Below are 19,714 nucleotides of genomic sequence, written 5' to 3'. Positions count from 1 at the left end.
GGTCACCCTGGTCGTCGCGGGCGGGCTCTCCGTCCAGTTCGGCGCCGCGATCGCCGTGCTGCTGATGCCCCGAGCCGGGGCGCTCGGCGTCGTCACCCTGCGGCTGGCCGCCGCCGCGCTCGTCCTGCTCGTCGTCTGCCGCCCCCGGCTGCGCGGCCACTCGCGCGCCGACTGGGGCACGGTGGCCGCCTTCGGCGTCGCCATGGGCGCCATGAACACGCTGTTCTACCAGGCCGCCGACCGCATCCCGCTCGGCGCCGCCGTCACCCTGGAGGTGCTCGGCCCGCTCGCCCTCTCCGTGATCGCGTCCCGCCGCCTGGTCAACGTCGTCTGGGCCGGTCTGGCGCTCGGCGGGGTGGTCCTGCTCAGCGGCGGGGGCTTCGACCGGCTGGACCCGGCCGGGGCCGCGTACGCGCTGGGGGCCGGGGCGATGTGGGCGGCGTACATCGTCTTCAGCGCCCGCACCGGCCGCCGCTTCCCGCAGGCGGACGGCCTCGCCCTGGCCATGGTCGTCGCCGCGCTCCTCTCGCTGCCGCTCGGCATCATGGACGCCGGCTCCCGGCTCCTGGACCCCGCCACGATCGGCCTCGGCGCGGCCGTCGCGCTGCTCAGCTCCGTCCTCCCGTACACCCTGGAACTGATCGCGCTGCGCCGCCTGCCCGCGCCCACCTTCGCCATCCTCATGAGCCTGGAGCCCGCGATCGCCGCCCTGGCCGGCTTCCTGGTCCTCAGCCAGGCCCTGTCCACCACGGACGCCCTCGCCATCGCCCTGGTCATCGGCGCCAGCATGGGCGCGGTCCGCAGCCAGGTGCGGAGCGTCTCCCCGCAGTGAGCGGGCCGGTCAGCGGTCCGCCGGCGCCCACCACGACAGGTTCGCGGTAGCCGCCGCCACCGGCTCGATGACCTCCCAGCCCTCCGCGATCCGCCCGTCCTCGATGCGCCAGATGTCCACCACCACGATCGGCCGGGCGCCGCCGGGAAGCTCGCGCCGGGAGTGGACCACGACGTGGTCGCCGTCCGCCAGCAGATGGTCGATCTCCACCTTCATGCCCGCCGTCGGGACGAGCGCCGCCTCCACGGCCGCCAGCCACTGCTCCTTGGTCGAGGTGGACCCGCCCGGCCGGTGGTGGGTGAAGCCGTCGCTCAGCAGCGGGGCGAGCGCCTCCGTGCCGCCGGTCTCCAGCAGGGTGGCCAGGGCCCGGCTCACCAGGCTCCTGGGGTCGGGGTTCTCGCGGTCCGGGTTCTCGCGGTCCTGAGTCGTGTTCCGTGTCGTCATGCGGGCAGTGTCGGCCGCCGGCGGGGCCGCCGTCGATGACATGGCATGTCATGGCGGACGGCCCGCCCGGCGGGTACGGTCGGCCCTCGTGACAGTCGGCGAACTCCTCCGGCAGTGGCGCCACCGCAAGCGCGTCAGCCAGCTCGACCTCGCCCTCGCGGCCGGCGTCTCCGCCCGGCACGTCAGCCTCGTCGAGACGGGGAAGACGAACCCGAGCGCCGACATGGTCCTGCGGCTCGCCGAGCGGCTGGACGTACCCCTGCGCGAGCGCAACCGGCTGCTCCTCGCGGCCGGCTTCGCGCCCCGGTACCCGGAACGGCCCCTCGGCGACAGCGCGCTGGCGGCGGCCCGGGAGGCGGTCGAGCGGGTGCTCCGGGCGCACGAGCCGTACCCGGCGGTGGCCTTCGACCGCCGCTGGGACATCCTGCGCACCAACCGGGCCGTCGAGCCGTTCTTCGCGGGCGTCGCCCCCGAGCTGCTGCGCCCGCCGGTCAACCTCGTCCGCCTCGGCCTGGACCCGCGCGGCTTCGCCCCGCTCGTCGTCAACCTCGCCGACGTCCGCGCGGTGTTCCGGGCCCGCCTCGGCCGCCAGCTCGCCGCCGCCCCCGACCCCGCGCTCGCCGCGCTGTACGACGAACTGCTGGCGCCGGACCACGAGCACGACGACGGGGACGGGGAGGCCGCCGGGCGGTCGGCCGCGGACGCGTCCGACGTGGTCCTCCCGATGATCCTGCGGCTCGGCGGGCGTGAGGTGCGGATGTTCTCCACCCTCACCACCTTCGGCACCCCGATGGACATCACGCTCGACGAGGTCGCGATCGAGCTGTACTACCCGGCGGACGCGGAGAGCGCGGCGTACTTCGAGCGGGGCTGAGGGCGCGGGGCCGCCGAGCGGCCGTCCAAAAATCATGCAAGCATGCTTGATTGTTTTGCGTTCCGCTGGCAGGCTCCCGAGGCACACCGCCACGCCCCGAGGGGAGCGCACCGTGTCCGACGCCTCAGCCGTGCTCGACGACCTGCGCAGCGAGAGCCATGAGCTCGACCTGCTCGTCGCCGGGGCGACCGCGAGACAGTGGGCGGGAACGACCCCCGCCGAGGGCTGGACCCTCGCCCACCAGATCGCCCACCTGAGCTGGACCGACGACGTCGCCCTCGTCGCCGTCACGGACCCCGGCCGCTTCGCCGACGAGGTGGCCCGGGCGATGGAGGACCCCGAGCACTTCGTGGACCGGGCCGCCGAGGAGATCGTCGCCGCCTGCCCGCCCGACGCACTGCTCGTCCGCTGGCGCGAGAGCCGCGCACGGCTCCACGAGGCCCTGGCCGCCGCCCCCGCCGGCACGAAGTTCCCCTGGTACGGCCCGCCCATGAGCGTGGCCTCCATGGCGACCGCCCGGCTCATGGAGACCTGGGCCCACGGCCAGGACGTCGCCGACGCCCTCGGCGCGGTCCGCGCCCCGACCGCCCGGCTGCGCCATGTCGCCCGGATCGGCGTCCGGGCCCGCGACTACGCCTACTTCGTGCGCGGCCTCGAACCGCCCGCCGAGGAATTCCGGGTGGAACTGGAGAGCCCCGACGGCGCGTTGCTCGCGTACGGCCCCGAGGACGCGGCCCAGCGCGTCACCGGCCCGCTGTACGACTTCTGCCTCCTGGTCACCCAGCGCGCCCACCGCGACGACCTCGCGGTGCGGGCACAGGGCCCGGACGCGGACGCCTGGCTCTCCATCGCCCAGGCGTTCGCCGGCCCGGCGGGCACGGGGCGGGCACCGAAGGCGGAGCGGTGAGGGGGCCGGCCGGGGAGCCGCCCGCCGCCTCCGGGAACGGGGAAGGGGCCGGGAACGGGGCCGGGGCCGGGAACGCCTCCGCCCCCGCGCCCCTGCGTATCGGCAACGCCTCCGGCTTCTACGGCGACCGCTTCGACGCCCTGCGCGAGATGCTCACCGGCGGCCCCCTCGACGTCCTCACCGGGGACTACCTCGCCGAGCTGACCATGCTCATCCTCGGCCGCAGCCGCCTCAAGGACCCGGCGCGCGGCTACGCCTCCACGTTCCTGCGCCAGCTGGAGGAGGGCCTCGGCCTCGCCCGGGAACGCGGCGTGCGGATCGTCGCCAACGCGGGCGGCCTCAACCCGGCCGGGCTCGCCGACGCGATCCGGGACCTGGCCGCGAAGGCCGGGGTCCCGGTGCGCGTCGCCCATGTGGAGGGGGACGCCCTCCCCGTTCCGGAGGGGTTCCTCACCGCCAACGCCTACCTCGGGGGAGCGGGCATCGCGGCCTGCCTGCGGGCCGGTGCCGAGGTCGTCGTCACCGGCCGGGTGACCGACGCCGCCCTCGTCACCGGCCCCGCCGCCGCCCACTTCGGCTGGGGGCCCGACGACCACGACGCGCTCGCCGGGGCCGTGGTCGCCGGACACGTCCTGGAGTGCGGCACCCAGGCCACCGGCGGCAACTACGCCTTCTTCCGCGACCACGACCTGCGCCGCCCCGGCTTCCCCGTCGCCGAGATCCACGCGGACGGCGGCTGCGTCATCACCAAGCACGACGGCACCGGCGGCGTCGTGGACGTCGGCACCGTCACCGCCCAGCTCCTGTACGAGACCGGCGGCGCCCGGTACGCGGGCCCGGACGTCACCGCCCGGCTCGACACCGTACGGCTGACGCAGGACGGCCCCGACCGGGTCAGGATCTCCGGCGTACGCGGGGAGGCCCCGCCGCCCACCCTCAAGGCCGGGCTCACCCGGCTCGGCGGCTGGCGCAACGAGGTCGTCTTCGTGCTCACCGGGCTCGACATCGAGGCCAAGGCCCAGCTGGTGAAGGCCCAGATCGCGGACGCCTTCGCCCGCGCCGGGCGCCGGCCGCAGGAGGTCCGCTGGGAGCTGGCCCGCACCGACCGGGCCGACGCCGGCACCGAGGAGACCGCGAGCGCCCTGCTCCGGCTCGTCGTCCGCGACCCCGAACAGGAGCCCGTGGGCCGGGCGTTGTCCGGCGCGGCGATCGAACTGGCCCTCGGCAGCTACCCGGGCTTCCACGTCACGGCCCCGCCCGGCAAGGGCGCCCCCTACGGGGTCTTCGAGGCCCGGCACGTACCGGCGCGGGACGTCGAGCACCTCGCCGTACTCCCCGACGGGACACGGCTCGCCGTGTCGCACCCCGCGCACACCGTGCCCCTGCTCGACGTCGAACCGCCGCCGCTGCCCCCGCCGCCCGAGCCCGGTCCCACGCGTCGGGTACCGCTCGGCCGGGTCGCCGGGGCGCGGAGCGGGGACAAGGGCGGGGACGCCAACGTCGGCGTCTGGGTCCGGGACGAGGACGCCTGGCGGTGGCTGGCGCACGAACTGACCGTGGACCGCTTCCGCCTGCTCCTCCCGGAGACCGCCCCGCTCACCGTCGTACGCCATGTCCTGCCGAACCTGCGCGCGCTGAACTTCACCGTGCACGGGCTGCTCGGCGAGGGCGTCGCCGCGCAGCACCGCTTCGACCCGCAGGCCAAGGCCCTGGGCGAGTGGCTGCGCGCCCGCCACCTGGAGATACCCGTGACCCTGCTGGACCGCGCCGCGCACCCGGAGGTGCCCGCATGACCGTCCTGCCCACCGGGCTCGACACCGCGAGCCCCGACTACGCGGCCAACCGGGCCGCCATGCTCGACAAGCTCGCCGAACTGGACGCCGCGCACGCCAAGGCCCTGGAGGGCGGCGGCGAGAAGTACACGGAGCGGCACCGGGGGCGCGGCAAGCTGCTCGCCCGCGAGCGCGTCGAGCTGCTGCTCGACCCGGACACGCCGTTCCTGGAGCTGTCGCCGCTGGCGGCCTGGGGCAGTGAGGCCCCCGGATACACAGTGGGTGCCTCGCTCGTCACCGGGATCGGGATGGTGGCGGGCGTCGAGTGCCTGATCACCGCCAACGACCCGACCGTACGCGGCGGGGCCTCCAACCCGTGGACGCTGAAGAAGGCGCTGCGCGCCAACGAGATCGCCTTCGCCAACCGGCTGCCCGTCATCAGCCTCGTCGAGTCAGGCGGCGCCGACCTGCCGTCCCAGAAGGAGATATTCATCCCCGGCGGGGCCCTCTTCCGCGACCTCACCCGGCTCTCCGCCGCCGGCATCCCGACCGTCGCCGTCGTCTTCGGCAACTCCACCGCCGGAGGCGCGTACGTCCCCGGCATGTCCGACCACACGGTGATGATCCGGGAACGGTCCAAGGTATTCCTGGGCGGCCCGCCGTTGGTGAAGATGGCCACGGGCGAGGAGAGCGACGACGAATCGCTCGGCGGCGCCGCGATGCACGCCCGTACGTCCGGCCTCGCCGACCACTTCGCCGTGGACGAGCACGACGCCCTGCGCCAGGCCCGCCGCATCGTCGCCCGCCTCAACTGGCGCAAGGCGCACCCCGATCCGGGCCCCGCCGAGCCGCCGAAGTACGACGAGGACGAGCTGATCGGCATCGTGCCCGGCGACCTCAAGGTGCCGTTCGATCCGCGCGAGGTCATCGCCCGGCTGGTCGACGGCTCCGACTTCGACGCCTTCAAACCGCTGTACGGGACGAGCCTGGTCACCGGCTGGGCCGCGCTGCACGGCTACCCGGTCGGCATCCTCGCCAACGCGCAGGGCGTGCTGTTCAGCGAGGAGTCGCAGAAGGCCGCCCAGTTCATCCAGCTCGCCAACCAGCGCGACATCCCGCTCCTGTTCCTGCACAACACCACCGGCTACATGGTCGGCAAGGAGTACGAACAGGGCGGCATCATCAAACACGGCGCCATGATGATCAACGCCGTATCGAACTCGAAGGTCCCGCACCTGTCGGTCCTGATGGGCGCCTCCTACGGCGCCGGCCACTACGGCATGTGCGGCAGGGCGTACGACCCGCGGTTCCTGTTCGCCTGGCCCGGCAGCAAGTCCGCCGTCATGGGCCCGCAGCAGCTCGCCGGAGTGCTCTCCATCGTCGCCCGCGCCTCGGCCGCCGCCAAGGGACGCCCGTACGACGACGAGGCGGACGCCGCCCTGCGCGCCATGGTCGAGCAGCAGATCGAGTCCGAGTCCCTGCCCATGTTCCTGTCCGGACGGCTCTACGACGACGGCGTCATCGACCCGCGCGACACCCGGACCGTCCTCGGGATGTGCCTGTCCGCCATCCACACCGCACCGATCGAGGGCGCCCGCGGCGGCTTCGGCGTCTTCCGGATGTGAGTTGAGATGATCACCAGCCTGCTCGTCGCCAACCGGGGCGAGATCGCCTGCCGGATCTTCCGTACCTGCCGGGCCCTCGGCATCGCCACCGTCGCCGTGTACTCGGACGCCGACGCGGGGGCGCTGCACGTCCGGGAGGCCGACACCGCCGTACGGCTGCCGGGCGCGGCCCCCGCCGACACCTATCTGCGCGGCGACCTCGTCGTGGCCGCCGCCCGCGCGGCCGGCGCGGACGCCGTGCATCCCGGCTACGGCTTCCTCTCCGAGAACGCCGGATTCGCCGCCGCCGTCCAGGACGCGGGCCTGCGGTGGATCGGGCCGCCCGTCCAGGCGATCGAACTGATGGCGTCCAAGACCCGCGCCAAGAAGCTCATGGCCGCCGCCGGGGTGCCGCTCCTGGCGCCCGTCGACCCGGCCGCCGCGACCGCCGGCGACCTGCCGCTGCTGCTGAAGGCGGCGGCCGGCGGCGGTGGCCGCGGCATGCGGATCGTCCGCGAACTGGACGCGCTGCCGGGCGAGCTGACGGCCGCCTCGGCGGAGGCGCTGTCCGCGTTCGGCGACGGCGAGGTGTTCGCCGAACCGTACGTGGAGCGCGGCCGGCACATCGAGGTCCAGGTGATGGCCGACGCGCACGGCACCGTCTGGGCGCTCGGCACCCGCGACTGCTCGCTCCAGCGACGCCACCAGAAGGTCATCGAGGAGGCGCCCGCGCCGGGCCTGACCGACGAGCTGCGCGCCCGGCTGCGCGACGCCGCGGTGGCCGCCGCCCGCGCCGTGGACTACCGGGGCGCCGGGACCGTGGAGTTCCTCGTCACGGCGGACGGGCGGCCGTACTTCCTGGAGATGAACACCCGGCTCCAGGTCGAGCACCCCGTCACCGAGGAGGTGTACGGCCTCGACCTCGTCGCCCTCCAGCTCCGGATCGCGGAGGGCGCGCCGCTGCCCGCCGCCACGCCCCCGCCGCCCTCCGGGCACGCCGTCGAGGCCCGGCTGTACGCGGAGGACCCGGCCCGGGACTGGCAGCCGCAGACCGGGGCCCTGCTGTCGCTCGCGGTGCCGGAGGAGCCCGGCCTGCGGCTGGACACCGGATACACCGGGGGCGACACGATCGGCGTCCACTACGACCCGATGCTCGCCAAGGTGATCGCGCACGCCGGGACGCGCGCCGAGGCCGTGCGGCTGCTCGCCCGCGCCCTGGAGCGGGCCCGCATCCACGGCCCGGTCACCAACCGCGACCTCCTCGTCCGCTCGCTGCGCCACCCGGACTTCGCGGACGCCCGCCCCGACACCGGCTTCTACGACCGCAACCTGCCGGAGCTGACGGCCCCGGTCGACGCGGTCGCCGTCCGCCTCGCCGCCACCGCCGCCGCCGTCGGCCAGGCGGCCCGCAACGCCACCGACACCACCGCGGGCGGCTTCGCCCGGTTCGGGGCCTGGCGCAACCTGCCCTCGCAGCCCCAGGTCCGGCGCTACCGGGCCGAACCGGACGGCACCGAGCACGAGATCGCGTACCGGCGGACCCGCGACGGGCTGAGCGTGGAGGCGGCCGGGGGCGTCGAGGACGTCCGCGTGGTTGCCGCCGGCCGCGCCCGCGTCACCCTGGAACACGGCGGGGTCACCCGCCACTACGACGTACTCGCCCGCGACGGCCGGGTCCACGTGGACACCGCCCGCGGCGCGTACACCTTCACCGCCCTGCCGCGCTTCACCGACCCCGCCGACCGCACCGAACCCGGCTCCCTGCTCGCCCCCATGCCCGGCACGGTCGTCCGCCTCGCGGACGGCCTCGCGGAGGGGGCCGCCGTGGCCGCCGGGCAGCCGCTGATCTGGCTGGAGGCGATGAAGATGGAACACCGCATCCTCGCCCCGGCCTCCGGCACGCTCACCGCCCTGCACGCCGTGCCCGGCCGCCAGGTGGAGGTGGGCGCGCTGCTCGCCGTCGTCACGGAATCACCCATGGACCCTTCTGAGGAGCAGCCCGTATGAGCACCGTCCTCGAAACCGAAGAGCACCAGGCCCTGCGCGCCGCCGTCGCCGCCCTCGGCAAGCGGTACGGGCGGGAGTACATGACCTCCCTCGTCAGCGAGGGCGGCCACCCCCGCGAACTGTGGGCGGACGCCGCGAAGGCCGGCTTTCTCGGCGTGAACCTCCCCGAGGAGTACGGCGGCGGGGGCGCCGGAATGGCCGAACTCTCCATCGTCCTGGAGGAGCTGGGCGCCTCCGGCTCGCCGCTCCTGATGATGATCGTGTCGCCCGCCATCTGCGGCACGGTGATCTCCCGCTTCGGCACCGACGAGCAGAAGCGGCAGTGGCTGCCCGGCCTCGCCGACGGCAGTCTGACCATGGCCTTCGGCATCACCGAGCCCGACGCCGGCTCCAACTCGCACCGCATCACCACGACCGCCCGCCGCGACGGCGACGACTGGCTACTCACCGGCCGCAAGGTCTTCGTCTCCGGCGTCGACATCGCGGACGCCACCCTCATCGTCGGCCGCACCGAGGACGCGCGGACCGGCAAGCTCAAGGCGTGCCTGTTCATCGTCCCCCGCGACACCCCCGGCTTCGGGCGGAACCAGATCGACATGGAGGTCCACGCCCCGGAGAAGCAGTTCGAACTCGTCCTGGACGACGTACGGCTGCCCGCCGACGCGCTCGTCGGCGACGAGGACGCGGGGCTGCTCCAGCTGTTCGCCGGGCTCAACCCCGAACGCATCATGACCGCGGCCTTCGGCATCGGCATGGGCCGCTACGCCCTCGGCCGGGCGGTCGAGTACGCGAAGACGCGCCAGGTGTGGAAGGAGCCCATCGGCGCCCACCAGGCCATCGCCCACCCGCTGGCCCAGGCCCACATCGAACTCGAACTCGCCCGCCTGATGATGCAGAAGGCCGCCCGCCTGTACGACGCGGGCGACGACTTCGGCGCGGGCGAGGCCGCGAACATGGCGAAGTACGCGGCGGGCGAGGCGTGCGTACGGGCGGTGGACCAGGCGGTCCACACGCTGGGCGGCAACGGCCTCACCCGCGAGTACGGCCTCGCCTCGCTGATCACGGGGGCGCGGGTCGCCCGGATCGCGCCCGTCAGCCGGGAAATGATCCTGAACTACATCTCCCACCAGACCCTGGGGCTCCCCAAGTCGTACTGAGCGCCCACTGCCTCACGGGCGGCGGCGCCCCGCCGCCGCCCCACCCCCGCGCATCGAAGGGACCGAGATGGCGCACGTGTTCCGGAGCGACTACCCCGACGTCCAGCCGCTCGACACCGCGATCCACGACGCGGTGCTCGGGCACGCCACCGAGCGGTTCGGGGAGACCGTCGCGCTCATCGACGGTACGAACGACAGCAGCCGCCTCACGTACGCGCAGCTCGACGCCTTCCACCGCAGGATCGCCGCCGGCCTGGCCGCCGCCGGAGTCGTCAAGGGCGACGTGCTGGCGCTCCACAGCCCCAACACGATCGCGTACCCGGCCGTCTTCTACGCGGCCACCCGCGCGGGCGCCACGGTCACGACGGTGCACCCGCTGGCCACGGCCGAGGAGTTCGCCAAGCAGCTCCGCGACTCCGCCGCCCGCTGGATCGTCACCGTCTCCCCGCTGCTCGCGACCGCCCGCCGGGCCGCCGAACTCGCGGGCGGCGTCCGGGAGATCTTCGTCTGCGACCAGGCGGAGGGCCACGCCTCGATCCTGGACATGCTGACCACGACCGCCCCGGAACCGGCGGTGCCGGTGGACCCGGCCGAGGACATCGCGGCCCTCCCGTACTCCTCGGGCACGACCGGCGCCCCGAAGGGCGTGATGCTGACGCACCGGTCGATGGCGACCAACCTGGAACAGCTCAGCCCGTTCGTGCCGCTGGGGGAGGGGCACCGCATCCTGGCGGTTCTGCCCTTCTTCCACATCTACGGCCTCACCGCGCTCATGAACGCCCCGCTGAGGCTGGGCGCCACGGTGGTGGTCCTGCCGCGCTTCGACCTGGAACAGTTCCTGGCGGCCATCGACACCCACCGGATCAACGGCCTCTACGTGGCCCCGCCCATCGTGCTGGCCCTGGCGAAGCACCCGGTGGTGGACCGGTACGACCTGTCCTCGCTGGAGTACATCGTCAGCGCCGCCGCCCCGCTGGACGCGGACCTGGCCACCGCCTGCTCCCGCCGCCTCGGCCTGCCCCCGGTCCGCCAGGCGTACGGCATGACGGAACTCTCCCCCGGCACCCACGTCGTCCCGCTCTCCGCCGAGAACCCGCCCCCCGGCGCGGTGGGCCGGCTGCTCCCCGGCACCGAGATGCGCATCGTCGCCCTGGACGACTCCGGCGAGGACGCGGCCCCCGGCGAACCGGGCGAAATCCTGATCCGGGGCCCCCAGGTCATGAAGGGCTACCTGGGCCGCCCCGACGCCACCGCCGCGATGATCGACGCCGACGGCTGGGTGCACACGGGCGACGTCGGCCGCACCGACGCGGAGGGCTGGCTGTTCGTCGTGGACCGCGTGAAGGAACTCATCAAGTACAAGGGCTACCAGGTCGCACCCGCCGAACTGGAAGCGCTGCTCCTGGCCCACGACGACGTCACGGACGCGGCGGTGATCGGCGTCCAGGACCCCGACGGCAACGAGATCCCGAAGGCCTACGTGGTCCGAACCCCGGACACCTCCCTCACGGAGGCCGCTTTGATGGCGTGGGTCGCGGACCGGGTGGCCCCGTACAAGAAGATCCGCCGCCTGGAATTCACGGACACGGTCCCGAGAGCGGCCTCCGGCAAGATCCTCCGCCGAGAACTGAGAGACCGGGAGGCGGGGCGGGGGTAGGGGGGTGCGACGCCCTTCCGGCGGACCCCGGCAGGCATGACCCCGCGAAGCCGCCGAATCAGCCCCAGGAGCCTACGAGTGGAGCCCCGACCGCGAGTGGTGAGCCCCTCATGCGCGGGCATCGTCAGCCGGTCGGGGACGACGCGGCGTGCAGCGCCTCAAGGCGCGACGTCTCGTCGTCCCGGAACTCCGCCAACTCGCCGCAGCGCCGGCTCATCACGAACTCGCCGAGACTCATGCACAGGTCCATGCGCTGGATGCACACCCCGACCATGAACGGGCCGTTCGCGGCCCGGTACAGGCGGACGCCGTAGTAGCCCTCCTGGCAGTCCCGGTCGTTGTTGAACCGGCACCCGGTGCATGTCTCGGGCAGGCGGACGGGACGGATGCTCTTCGCGTAGAGCGTGCGCCCGTCCGGCAGGCGGTAGCGCACTCTTTGGTCGGATGCGCCGGCCGTGACGATACGGCGCACGGGGACGGCGCCCAGGTGGTCGACCACGGCCTGCATCGCATCGAGGGAAGCTCCGCCCGACTCCAGGGATACGAGCATGCGGACGACGACGGCGCGTCCGTGGCGCTCGATGATGCGGAGCACGCGATCGACGTGGCTGTGGTCCGGGACCACGATGTTCGCCGACACCTTGACCCCGTGCGCCACCGCGGTCTCGATCGTGGCGTCGAGCGCGGCCAGCTTGCGTTCGGCGAGTTTCGGGGATGCGAGGCGAGGCCCCTGCACGGCGGCAAGTTCGTCGGGAGTGGTGCCGAAGATGGACAGGTTGACGCGGTCGAGCCCGGCGGCCGCAGCGGCGGGTAGCGCCTCCGCGCCGGCTTCCCCGTTCGAGGTGATCCCCACGGTCAGGCCCATGCGACGGGCGATCGAGACAAGGCCTGGCAGGTCTGGATGGAGCGTGGGTTCGCCTCCCGTGAAGTGAACCTCGTTGGTCGGCAGAGCACCCCGTACGGCGGCGAGTGCCAGGGCGAAGTCGGCGTCGGCGGCGATTCGCGCGGGGAGGAAGTCGGCGCCGTTGGTGCGCAGGTAGATGGAGACGCGTCCGGAGCGGCCGGTGCCGCCCGTGAATTCCGCTGAGGAGCGATTCACGTTGTCGGTCGCCACGGGCGTGCCCTCGTTGTGGCAGAAGGAGCAGGCGAGGCCGCATGCGTCGATGATTTTTACGCGTAACGTCCGGTCCGGTCGTACTTCGACCGGCAGGTTCGACAGGTCGTGCATGGGTGGGTGTCCCCTCTTCGAGAGGCCGGGGCGGCTGCCCCCGGCCGGGGAGGTGCGGGCGGCTTCGGCCTACTCGAACCGGAGGTCCTTGATCGCTTCGAGGTCGAGGCCGTACAGGGCGTACACCTTCGTCGTGTTCAGCGACGTCAGCCGCTCGCGGTCCAGCCCGAGCGCTGCCGCCGCCTCCCACACCTGGCCCACCCCGTCCGCCTCGATCTCCAGATACGGCGGGATGCCCGGCCACTCGTCGATCTCCAGGCGGGCCGTGCCGAGCGTGTAGGACGTGCGGCGGTTCTCCTGGTATCCGCGCGGCACGAGCCCGGCGAGGCGGAGCAGGGCGGCGGCCTCGCCGAAGTCATCCACGGTCACCTCCGTCTCACGCGTGCCGTCGACGGCGTCGGTGGTGATCTCCTTGACGCACAGCGTGGTGGAGTCGCCCGTATCCCGCAGACGAACCCAGCGGCCGGGCGCGGGCGGGACGGTGTCGTAGACGAAGCGGCGCATGAGGCGCCGGGGGGAAGCCTCGACGCCACCGGCGTCGCAGATCCTGCGGGTGATGTCCTGGACGTCGATGTCGAGGGCCTTCGCCTCGTACTCGATGTTCGTCACAGCGATTGCTCCTTGCTGTCGGGGCCGGTCAGTTGGTTCAGCAGTCGTGCGGCACCTCTGCCCAAACGAACTTGCCGAATGGCCGGTCACCGACGCCCCACCGCTGCGGGCAGAGCACGTCGAGGATGAGCAGGCCGCGTCCACGCGTGCGTTCGTGGCCGCCCTCCACGTCCGACCGTCGCCGGGGCGCACGCCGCACGGGGTCGTGCACCTCGATGCGGGTCCGGCCGCTGTCGATGTCCAGGATGACGGAGATCAGGTCACCGGGCTCCGTTCCGTACCGGTAGGCGTTGGTGACGAGTTCGCTGGTGATCAGGACGGCGGTGTCCGTGTGGTGCTCCGTCGCGTGCGGGGCGTGGTGGGCGATGTGCTCACGGGCGAACGTCCGCGCATGGCGCACGGATTGGGGCTCACTGGCGAGCAGCAGGGAGCGCGGCGGGCCGGCGGGGGGTGTGCAGGGGGTGAGGTCGAGGGGGGCCTGGGGGAGGTCGAGCACGAGTTGTCCTCACGGGAATGGCCGTACACGGCAGGCGAAGCGTGCGCGTCGGCACGGCTGCTTCACCCACTCGACGCTCACGGAGAGTGGTTTCCAGACTGCATAGCGATGCGAGCCCCGTGCAAGACTTCATAGCGATGTACCGCTCTTAAAGCATCGAACGGATGTCTTGTGCTGCGTAACGAGCATCGTCCTGCTTTCATCGCGAGGGGCAAAAGTCCTTCATACTGAGGCACGTAAGGGGAGTTGAGATGGCTGAGGGTCCGACTGGATCGACCGTTCCGAGGCGCCAGCTGGGGAGAAACCTTCGAGAGCTGCGCAACCGCGCCCGCCTGACCGTGCGTGCGGCGGCGGCGAAGCTCGAGTGGTCCGAGGCGAAGATGTGGCGCATCGAGACGGGGCAGACGGCGTTAAGAAGTCTCGACGTCCAGGCCATGTGCCTTGTGTACGGAGCGCCCGCAGATCTCACTCAGGCGTTGATGGGGCTGGCCAAGGAGACCAAGGCGCGCGGCTGGTGGCACGCCTACGGCGACCTGATCCCGGAAGGGTTCGACGTCTACGTGGGTCTCGAAGAGGCGGCGTCGTCGCTGTCGATGTACGAGAGCGACATCGTTCCGGGGCTGCTGCAGACGGAGGGGTACGCACGCGAGGTCATCCGTACGCACATCCGTGACATCGGTGAGGCGGATCTCGACGGGCGCGTACGGCTGCGCATCGAACGCCAGACGTTGCTCACTCGCGTCACCGACCCGCCGGTGTTCCGGGCGGTCCTGGGTGAAGCGTTGCTGCGGCGGCCTGTTGGCGGGCGCGACGTGATGGCACAGCAACTCGCGCACCTGATCTACGTCTCGGAACGGGCGAACATCTCCATCAGGGTGGTCCCGTTTGCCGCCGGCATGCATGCCGGCGTGGTGACGGGTCCGTTCGTGATCCTGCGATTCCCGCTGACGGGCGAGGGAGTCGCCACAGAGCCACCGACGGTTTACGCGGACGGATACACCGGGGGGCTGTATCTGGACAAGGAGCGGGAGGTGCAACAGTACGACGCGGCCTTCGACGACGTCTGGAACGCATCGCTGGATGAGCAGGCGTCACGGCGCCTGATCGGTGAGGTAGCAGGGAGCTATGGAAAAGGTTGACGACGCCCAGTGGTTCACATCGAGCTACAGCAACGGCAACGGTAACTGCGTCGAAGTCGCTCGCCTCGGTGCGGCGATCGTCGTACGCGACAGCAAGGTGCGGACGGGTCCGGTGCTGACCTGTGGCGCTGACGGGTGGCGCGCGTTCATCGGGACTGTGGTCCGGAACGGGCGATAGGTCGGGCCGGCTGTCTGCTCGGGCGACAGTCCGTGCGGGATCGGCCCGCGCGGGGGCTCGGTCTGGTCAGCGCTTGTGGGACAGGTTGCAGAGAACCCTGTGCAGAGGGTTCTCTGCAACCTGGTCTGGTCGGCATGGGCGACGACGTGGAGCCCCAAGCACCCCCGCGCAAGCCCGTACGGCGGCTGGACGCCCGTAGCCTGCGGGGCCTGGCGCATCCGTTGCGGATGAGCATCCTGGAGGCGCTGGCGCTCGACGGCCGCAGGGGCAGTGGCGGGCGCACGCCCCCGCGGAGGGCGGAGGCGCACGCGCCGGTCGGACGCCCCGGGCCTGACGCGACGGCGTACGGGGGTGGGCGGCAGGACGCCGGTCAGGCCACAACGGCCCGGATGCCGAGGGCGATCAGGACCGCCGAACGTGCCCGCACGACCGCCGGTGCGATGTCGGGGCTGATTCCTGGCCCCCCTCGAACACGGACGGTTAGGCTTGCCGCACGGCTGAGAGCCTCGGGGGCGGAACAAGGGGGGTCCGGTGCTGGAGAAGTCTTCGCCGCTGTGGTGGCTGTTCGCGGCGGTCAGTGTGTATCTGTATCTCGCCGCGATGTTCCCGGGGATGATCAACCGGCGGCAGATGGCCTGGGTGTCGTGCGGTCCGGTGGTGGGATTCCTGGCGATCGTGGCCTACAGCGCGAACTACGACTGGCCGTTGAACGAACTGCTGCCCGTCTACTGCGGCGTGATCCTCGGTATCGCCCTGGGCGTCGTCGGCCACTCCAAGGCGATGCGTACGTTCATGACATGGCGGGCCGAGAACCCCGGCAAGCCCGACGACGAGGGGCCGGGTGTTCCCTGGATGCTCCAGATCGCCTTCACGCTGCCGGTCTTCCTGGGCGGCGCCCTCTGGTACGTGAACGCCTACTGACCTCGGCGGGCGCGCGAAATCCGGCTCCCGGGGCCGGGCACCGTCGTTAGGGTGCGCCTGTGGATACGGAGTTGGTGTACGAGCACTGCGAGCCGGGCCGGGCCGACGAGTTGGTCGCCTTTCTCTCCGGTGACACCTGGCCGTTCCACGGCCGGGACGTCGTCGAACCGGGCATGGCCCGGCAGTGGGTGGACGAGGGACGCTTCTGGGGCGACGACAACCGGACGTTCTGGATCATGCGCTCCGGCGAACGCGTCGGACTCGTGCGCCTGATGGACCTGACCGACAACGCGCCGCTCTTCGACCTGCGCATCCGCGCCGAGTATCGGGGGCGTGGCCTCGGCGCGCAGGCCCTGGCCTGGCTCACGCGGTACGTGTTCGGCGAGTTCCCCGAGGTCCGGCGCATCGAGGGCAACACGCGGCAGGACAACGTGGCGATGCGGCGTACGTTCCGCAGGTGCGGTTACGTTAAGGAGGCGCACTACCGCGACGCGTGGCCGGCTGCCGACGGCACGGTTCACGACGCCGTCGGGTACGCGATCCTGCGCCGCGACTGGGCCTCGGGCGCGACGACGATCCCGGACTGGGACGACGAGGGCCTCGCGCGGCGCTGACGGGCCCGCCCCGCACCCGTGGGCCCGGGGGAAGCGCTCAGCCCGCCACCAGTGCCGCCACCAGCCGCGCCATCGCCGGGCGGGGGTCCGGGCCGCCCGGCCAGGTGGTCATCAGGAGGTGGTGGGCGGTGCCGACGACGGCGAGGGCCACTGTGGGCGGGTCCACGGTCTCCGCCACCCGACCGCCCTCCTGCTCGGTCCTCAGGTAGTCCGTGACGGCCTCCTGGATCGCCGTGAAGCCCGGAGCGCCGGCCTCCAGGGCCTCGCGGAAGCGCAGTGCGGCGGCGGGGCGGGTCAGGGCGAGGCCCGAGATGGCGGGGCCTCCGGAAGAGAACAGGGCGAGGACGACCGACTCCAGGTTCCCCGCCACCGTGCCCTGTCCGGCGAGCGCCGACAGGGCCCGCGCCTTCGTGGCCGTACGGGCGAACCGGTCGAGGCAGAGTTCGGCCACGAACTCGTCCAGCCCCGCGAAGTGCGTGTGCAGCAGCCCCTTGGCGCAGCCCGCCTCGGTCGTGACGGACCGGCTGGTGAGGGCGCCGGGCCCGTCCCTCTCCACGATGCGCTCGGCCGCCGCGAACAGCCGCTCGCGCACGTCCGGCGTCGCCACTCCGCGCGGTGACATGGGCCTTCCTTCGTTCCGCTTCCCCCGCCCTCATGGGCGCGACCGCTTCGGATGGTAGCCGGGATTGCCAGTATGGGCGCTTGCCCATACTGTTTGGGCGTACGCCCATTCTCTGTCGTCCATCCCAGGGGGAACCCGTGCAGGACATCGTCAACACCGAGCAGGCACAGGCGTGGAACGGCCCGGAGGGTGCCCACTGGGCCCGCAATCAGGACCGCTGGAACGCCGTGAACGAGGGCTTCAACACCCCGCTCCTCGATGCCGCCGGGATCGCCGCGGACCACCGGACGCTCGACATCGGCTGCGGCTCCGGACAAAGCACGCGCCTCGCCGCGCTCCGGGCGCCCCAGGGGCACGCGACGGGCCTCGACCTGTCCGGCCCGATGCTGGCCGGGGCGCGGGCCCGGGCGGAGCGGGAGGGCGTCGGCAACGTGTCCTTCGTGCGGGGCGACGCCCAGGCGCCCCCTTTCGAGCCGGGGTCATTCGACTCGGCGATCAGCCGCTACGGGGTGATGTTCTTCGCCGACCCCGTGGCGGCCTTCGGGGCCATCGGCCGGTCGCTGCGCCCCGGCGGGCGGCTGGCCTTCGTCTGCCCGGCCGACGCCGCGCTCAATGACTGGGTGGCGGCGATGGCGTCCCTGGGCGCCTTCCTCCCGGTGGGCGACTTCGGGCAGCCGGGGCTGCCCGGCATGTTCTCGCTGGCCGCCCCGGACCGCGTCCGCGAGGTTCTTACGGCGCCCGGCTTCTCCGGCATCACCATCAACCGGGCCCAGGCCTACGGGACGTGGGGCGAAGGAGCCGAGGACGCGGCGGACTTCCTGCTGGGTACGGGCCCCGGCCGGTATCTGATGGAACAGGCCGACGCGGCATCCCGCACCCGTGCGCGCGAAGTCCTCACGGACCACCTGCGCGCCCACGAGGCGGCGGACGGCACGGTCCGGCTGCGCAGTACGTCGTGGCTGGTCACGGCGGACCGCCCGGCCACACCGTCGGACCGGCCCTGACGGCCGCCACCGCGCTCGCGGCGTCTGCGCGTAAGGGAGCGCATCGCTGCCGTCGGCCCCCTACCTCAGCCCCCAGGCACAGGGAGTCGTTCGGCTCGGCGGACCCCGGTGCGTGCTCGGATTCGGGCGCGGGATCATGGGGTGTCGGGTTCTGCGGAGGGGGCGTACGTGTTCGGCAAGGTGGCGCGGATGGTGGGGCATCTGGAGGCGACCGGGGTCGGGTTGGTGCCCGATCACGCGGTGGTGGTCGACGCGCCGGACGCGCGGGCCGCCGAGGCGCTGGCCGGGGTGCGCCGGGGGTCGTACGAGCAGGCCCGCAAGCTCCTCGCGGCCACCCGGGAGGACGCCGACTGGGTGCTGCGGGACGAGGCCGTCGTCGCCCTCGCCGAACTCGCGGTGGACGACGCGGCCTGGCTGGAGACGTGGCTCGCCGAGGCGCCCGAGGACCCCGACGCCCTGGTGGTGGAGGCGTTCCGGCGGATCAGGGAGGCGTGGAAGGTCCGTACGGCGGCGGCCGCGAAGGACGTCGGCGAGGAGCGGTTCCGCGCCTTCCACGCGCTGCTGGACGACGCACTGCCCGTCATCGAGGCGGCCGTCACCGCGGACCCCGCCGACCCCGTGCCCTGGTCCGCCGCCCTCGCGCACTGCCTCGGGGCCGCCGCACCGCGCGACGTCTTCGACGGCTGCCTGCGCCGGGCGCTCGCCTGCGCACCGCACCACCCGCCCACCCACCTCGACGCCCTCCAGTACATCAGCGCCAAGTGGTACGGCGGCAACGAGGAGATGCTCGGCTACGCGGCCCGCGTCGCCGCCGAGGCCCCGGAGGGCTCACCGCTGCGCGCCCTGGAGATCGTGGCGCTGACGGAGGCCGGGCTCGCCGCCCAGCGCCGCCCCCGCGCCAAGGGCGGCAGCGGCGCCCCCGACGACGTCCGGACCGACGGGATCATCGCCACCGCGCAGGCGTACTCCGTATCGCGCCCGCCCGAGGACCGCGCGGCCCGGCTCGTCCGCAACCACCTGGTGTGGGCGCTCAACCGCCGGGAACGCTGGGCCGAATCGCTGGACGTGTACCGCTCCATCGGGCGGTACGCCACCGCGTACCCGTGGAAGTACGCGGAGGAGCCCCTGGAGGCGTTCCTGCGGTTCCGGGACCACGCCCGGTCCCGGCTCGCCGCCTCCATCCCCCGTAGCGGCACCGTCCCCGCCCCCGCCGTTCCGCTGCCCGACGCGGCGCGGGAGCAGGCGGCCCACGAGATCGCGTACGTGCCCGCCCCGCCGCAGCGCGCCTCGCAGGAGCTGCTGCTGTGCGGGGCCACCGTCCGGCTCGCCCCGTCCGGGCGGTGGACGCTGATGGAGTCGGCGCCCTCGCAGGAGACGCCCGGCAAGCGGGGCCGCCGTGCGACGATGCTGCGCCTCGGTGACCTGGCGAACGTCGCGGAGACGGCGTTCGACGCCCCCGGCCTCACCACGCTGGTCGCCCGCCGCGAGGGGAGCGACGTCCGGGTCCTCGCCGTCGTCTCCCAGGGCCGGACGACCGTACGGCACCGGTGGGCGGGGCCCGGCTCGACGCCCGCCCTGGAGGCCGCCCGCCGGGACGCGGACCTGCTCGTCGAGGCGGCCGGCGGCGGCGACGCCCGCGAGGTGGCCCG

Annotated in this window: 19 protein-coding genes; 14 read left to right on the top strand and 5 right to left on the bottom strand. The window is 73.2% G+C overall.

The annotated features are described in order from the left end of the window. Positions 1-832, top strand: an 832-nt coding sequence (locus MHW47_RS17730; RefSeq protein ID WP_239224408.1) for a DMT family transporter, incomplete at its 5' end; no start/stop codon positions are given. Positions 833-841: 9 nt separating this feature from the next. Here the strand turns inward: MHW47_RS17730 and MHW47_RS17725 are convergent. Then, the gene (locus MHW47_RS17725; protein WP_239224406.1) at positions 842-1,276 is read right to left on the bottom strand and encodes a nuclear transport factor 2 family protein; all 435 of its coding nucleotides are present in this window, start codon (positions 1,274-1,276) and stop codon (positions 842-844) included. A gap of 88 nt (positions 1,277-1,364) precedes the next feature. On the opposite strand from MHW47_RS17725, the gene MHW47_RS17720 reads away from it, so the two are divergent. From MHW47_RS17720 to MHW47_RS17690, 7 genes are all read left to right on the top strand, one after another. Next, positions 1,365-2,150, top strand: coding sequence for a helix-turn-helix domain-containing protein (locus MHW47_RS17720; RefSeq protein WP_374230105.1), 786 nt, complete (start codon positions 1,365-1,367; stop codon positions 2,148-2,150). Between the two features lie 112 nt (positions 2,151-2,262). Then, positions 2,263-3,057, top strand: a complete 795-nt coding sequence (locus MHW47_RS17715; RefSeq protein WP_239224404.1) for a TIGR03084 family metal-binding protein — start codon at positions 2,263-2,265, stop codon at positions 3,055-3,057. 92 nt (positions 3,058-3,149) lie between these two features. Beyond that, positions 3,150-4,850: an acyclic terpene utilization AtuA family protein gene (locus MHW47_RS17710; RefSeq protein ID WP_239224410.1), complete on the top strand. Its 1,701-nt coding sequence runs from the start codon at positions 3,150-3,152 to the stop codon at positions 4,848-4,850. Further along, entirely contained in the window at positions 4,847-6,454 is a 1,608-nt protein-coding gene (locus MHW47_RS17705; protein WP_239224403.1) for an acyl-CoA carboxylase subunit beta, read from the top strand. The genes MHW47_RS17710 and MHW47_RS17705 overlap by 4 nt, the downstream gene beginning before the upstream one ends. A gap of 6 nt (positions 6,455-6,460) precedes the next feature. Next, a complete protein-coding gene (locus tag MHW47_RS17700; RefSeq protein ID WP_239224401.1) occupies positions 6,461-8,440 on the top strand; it encodes a biotin carboxylase N-terminal domain-containing protein in 1,980 nt (659 codons plus the stop codon). After that, a complete protein-coding gene (locus MHW47_RS17695; RefSeq protein ID WP_239224399.1) occupies positions 8,437-9,597 on the top strand; it encodes an acyl-CoA dehydrogenase family protein in 1,161 nt (386 codons plus the stop codon). Before MHW47_RS17700 ends, MHW47_RS17695 begins: the two co-directional genes overlap by 4 nt. Positions 9,598-9,664: 67 nt before the next feature. Then, positions 9,665-11,254 (top strand): 4-coumarate--CoA ligase family protein, encoded by a 1,590-nt coding sequence (locus MHW47_RS17690; RefSeq protein ID WP_239224397.1) that lies wholly within the window; start codon positions 9,665-9,667, stop codon positions 11,252-11,254. 124 nt (positions 11,255-11,378) lie between these two features. On the opposite strand, the gene MHW47_RS17685 is transcribed toward MHW47_RS17690, so the two are convergent. The 3 genes from MHW47_RS17685 to MHW47_RS17675 form a co-directional block, all read right to left on the bottom strand. Then, positions 11,379-12,482, bottom strand: a complete 1,104-nt coding sequence (locus MHW47_RS17685) for a radical SAM protein (RefSeq protein ID WP_239224395.1) — start codon at positions 12,480-12,482, stop codon at positions 11,379-11,381. A 69-nt stretch (positions 12,483-12,551) separates the two neighbouring features. Next, positions 12,552-13,091 (bottom strand): CYTH domain-containing protein, encoded by a 540-nt coding sequence (locus tag MHW47_RS17680; protein WP_239224393.1) that lies wholly within the window; start codon positions 13,089-13,091, stop codon positions 12,552-12,554. A 37-nt stretch (positions 13,092-13,128) separates the two neighbouring features. Next, the gene (locus tag MHW47_RS17675) at positions 13,129-13,587 is read right to left on the bottom strand and encodes an ATP-binding protein (protein ID WP_239224391.1); all 459 of its coding nucleotides are present in this window, start codon (positions 13,585-13,587) and stop codon (positions 13,129-13,131) included. A gap of 251 nt (positions 13,588-13,838) precedes the next feature. Between MHW47_RS17675 and MHW47_RS17670 the strand changes: the two genes are divergently transcribed. From MHW47_RS17670 to MHW47_RS17650, 4 genes are all read left to right on the top strand, one after another. Further along, positions 13,839-14,726 carry a helix-turn-helix transcriptional regulator gene (locus MHW47_RS17670; RefSeq protein ID WP_239224390.1) on the top strand — a complete coding sequence of 296 codons (888 nt, stop codon included), beginning with the start codon at positions 13,839-13,841 and terminating at the stop codon, positions 14,724-14,726. Further along, positions 14,713-14,904, top strand: coding sequence for a DUF397 domain-containing protein (locus tag MHW47_RS17665; RefSeq protein WP_239224389.1), 192 nt, complete (start codon positions 14,713-14,715; stop codon positions 14,902-14,904). Before MHW47_RS17670 ends, MHW47_RS17665 begins: the two co-directional genes overlap by 14 nt. Positions 14,905-15,435: 531 nt before the next feature. Further along, a complete protein-coding gene (locus MHW47_RS17655) occupies positions 15,436-15,825 on the top strand; it encodes a hypothetical protein (RefSeq protein WP_239224388.1) in 390 nt (129 codons plus the stop codon). Positions 15,826-15,884: 59 nt separating this feature from the next. After that, entirely contained in the window at positions 15,885-16,439 is a 555-nt protein-coding gene (locus MHW47_RS17650) for a GNAT family N-acetyltransferase (RefSeq protein WP_239224387.1), read from the top strand. A gap of 37 nt (positions 16,440-16,476) precedes the next feature. Here MHW47_RS17650 and MHW47_RS17645 read toward each other — a convergent pair whose 3' ends face one another. Beyond that, positions 16,477-17,061 carry a TetR/AcrR family transcriptional regulator gene (locus MHW47_RS17645; RefSeq protein WP_239224386.1) on the bottom strand — a complete coding sequence of 195 codons (585 nt, stop codon included), beginning with the start codon at positions 17,059-17,061 and terminating at the stop codon, positions 16,477-16,479. 137 nt (positions 17,062-17,198) lie between these two features. Here MHW47_RS17645 and MHW47_RS17640 point away from each other — a divergent pair, with 137 nt between their 5' ends. Both MHW47_RS17640 and MHW47_RS17635 read left to right on the top strand, forming a co-directional pair. Beyond that, the gene (locus MHW47_RS17640; RefSeq protein ID WP_239224385.1) at positions 17,199-18,065 is read left to right on the top strand and encodes a class I SAM-dependent methyltransferase; all 867 of its coding nucleotides are present in this window, start codon (positions 17,199-17,201) and stop codon (positions 18,063-18,065) included. A gap of 141 nt (positions 18,066-18,206) precedes the next feature. Further along, positions 18,207-19,714: hypothetical protein (locus tag MHW47_RS17635; RefSeq protein WP_239224384.1), on the top strand; the 1,508-nt coding region annotated here is incomplete at its 3' end.

It is taken from the genome of Streptomyces sp. OfavH-34-F, assembly GCF_022347745.1.
GTDB lineage: Bacteria > Actinomycetota > Actinomycetes > Streptomycetales > Streptomycetaceae > Streptomyces.
Note: the sequence above shows the minus strand (reverse complement) of the source record. Positions and strands in the feature narration are given on the sequence as shown.

Excerpts from the sequence above, each read along its gene's own strand:
- MHW47_RS17725 (WP_239224406.1), bottom strand. The coding sequence starts at position 1,276 with ATGACGACACGGAACACGACTCAGGACCGCGAGAACCCGGACCGCGAG.
- MHW47_RS17705 (WP_239224403.1), top strand. The coding sequence starts at position 4,847 with ATGACCGTCCTGCCCACCGGGCTCGACACCGCGAGCCCCGACTACGCG.
- MHW47_RS17700 (WP_239224401.1), top strand. The coding sequence starts at position 6,461 with ATGATCACCAGCCTGCTCGTCGCCAACCGGGGCGAGATCGCCTGCCGG.
- MHW47_RS17695 (WP_239224399.1), top strand. The coding sequence starts at position 8,437 with ATGAGCACCGTCCTCGAAACCGAAGAGCACCAGGCCCTGCGCGCCGCC.
- MHW47_RS17690 (WP_239224397.1), top strand. The coding sequence starts at position 9,665 with ATGGCGCACGTGTTCCGGAGCGACTACCCCGACGTCCAGCCGCTCGAC.
- MHW47_RS17685 (WP_239224395.1), bottom strand. The coding sequence starts at position 12,482 with ATGCACGACCTGTCGAACCTGCCGGTCGAAGTACGACCGGACCGGACG.
- MHW47_RS17670 (WP_239224390.1), top strand. The coding sequence starts at position 13,839 with ATGGCTGAGGGTCCGACTGGATCGACCGTTCCGAGGCGCCAGCTGGGG.
- MHW47_RS17665 (WP_239224389.1), top strand. The coding sequence starts at position 14,713 with ATGGAAAAGGTTGACGACGCCCAGTGGTTCACATCGAGCTACAGCAAC.
- MHW47_RS17645 (WP_239224386.1), bottom strand. The coding sequence starts at position 17,061 with ATGTCACCGCGCGGAGTGGCGACGCCGGACGTGCGCGAGCGGCTGTTC.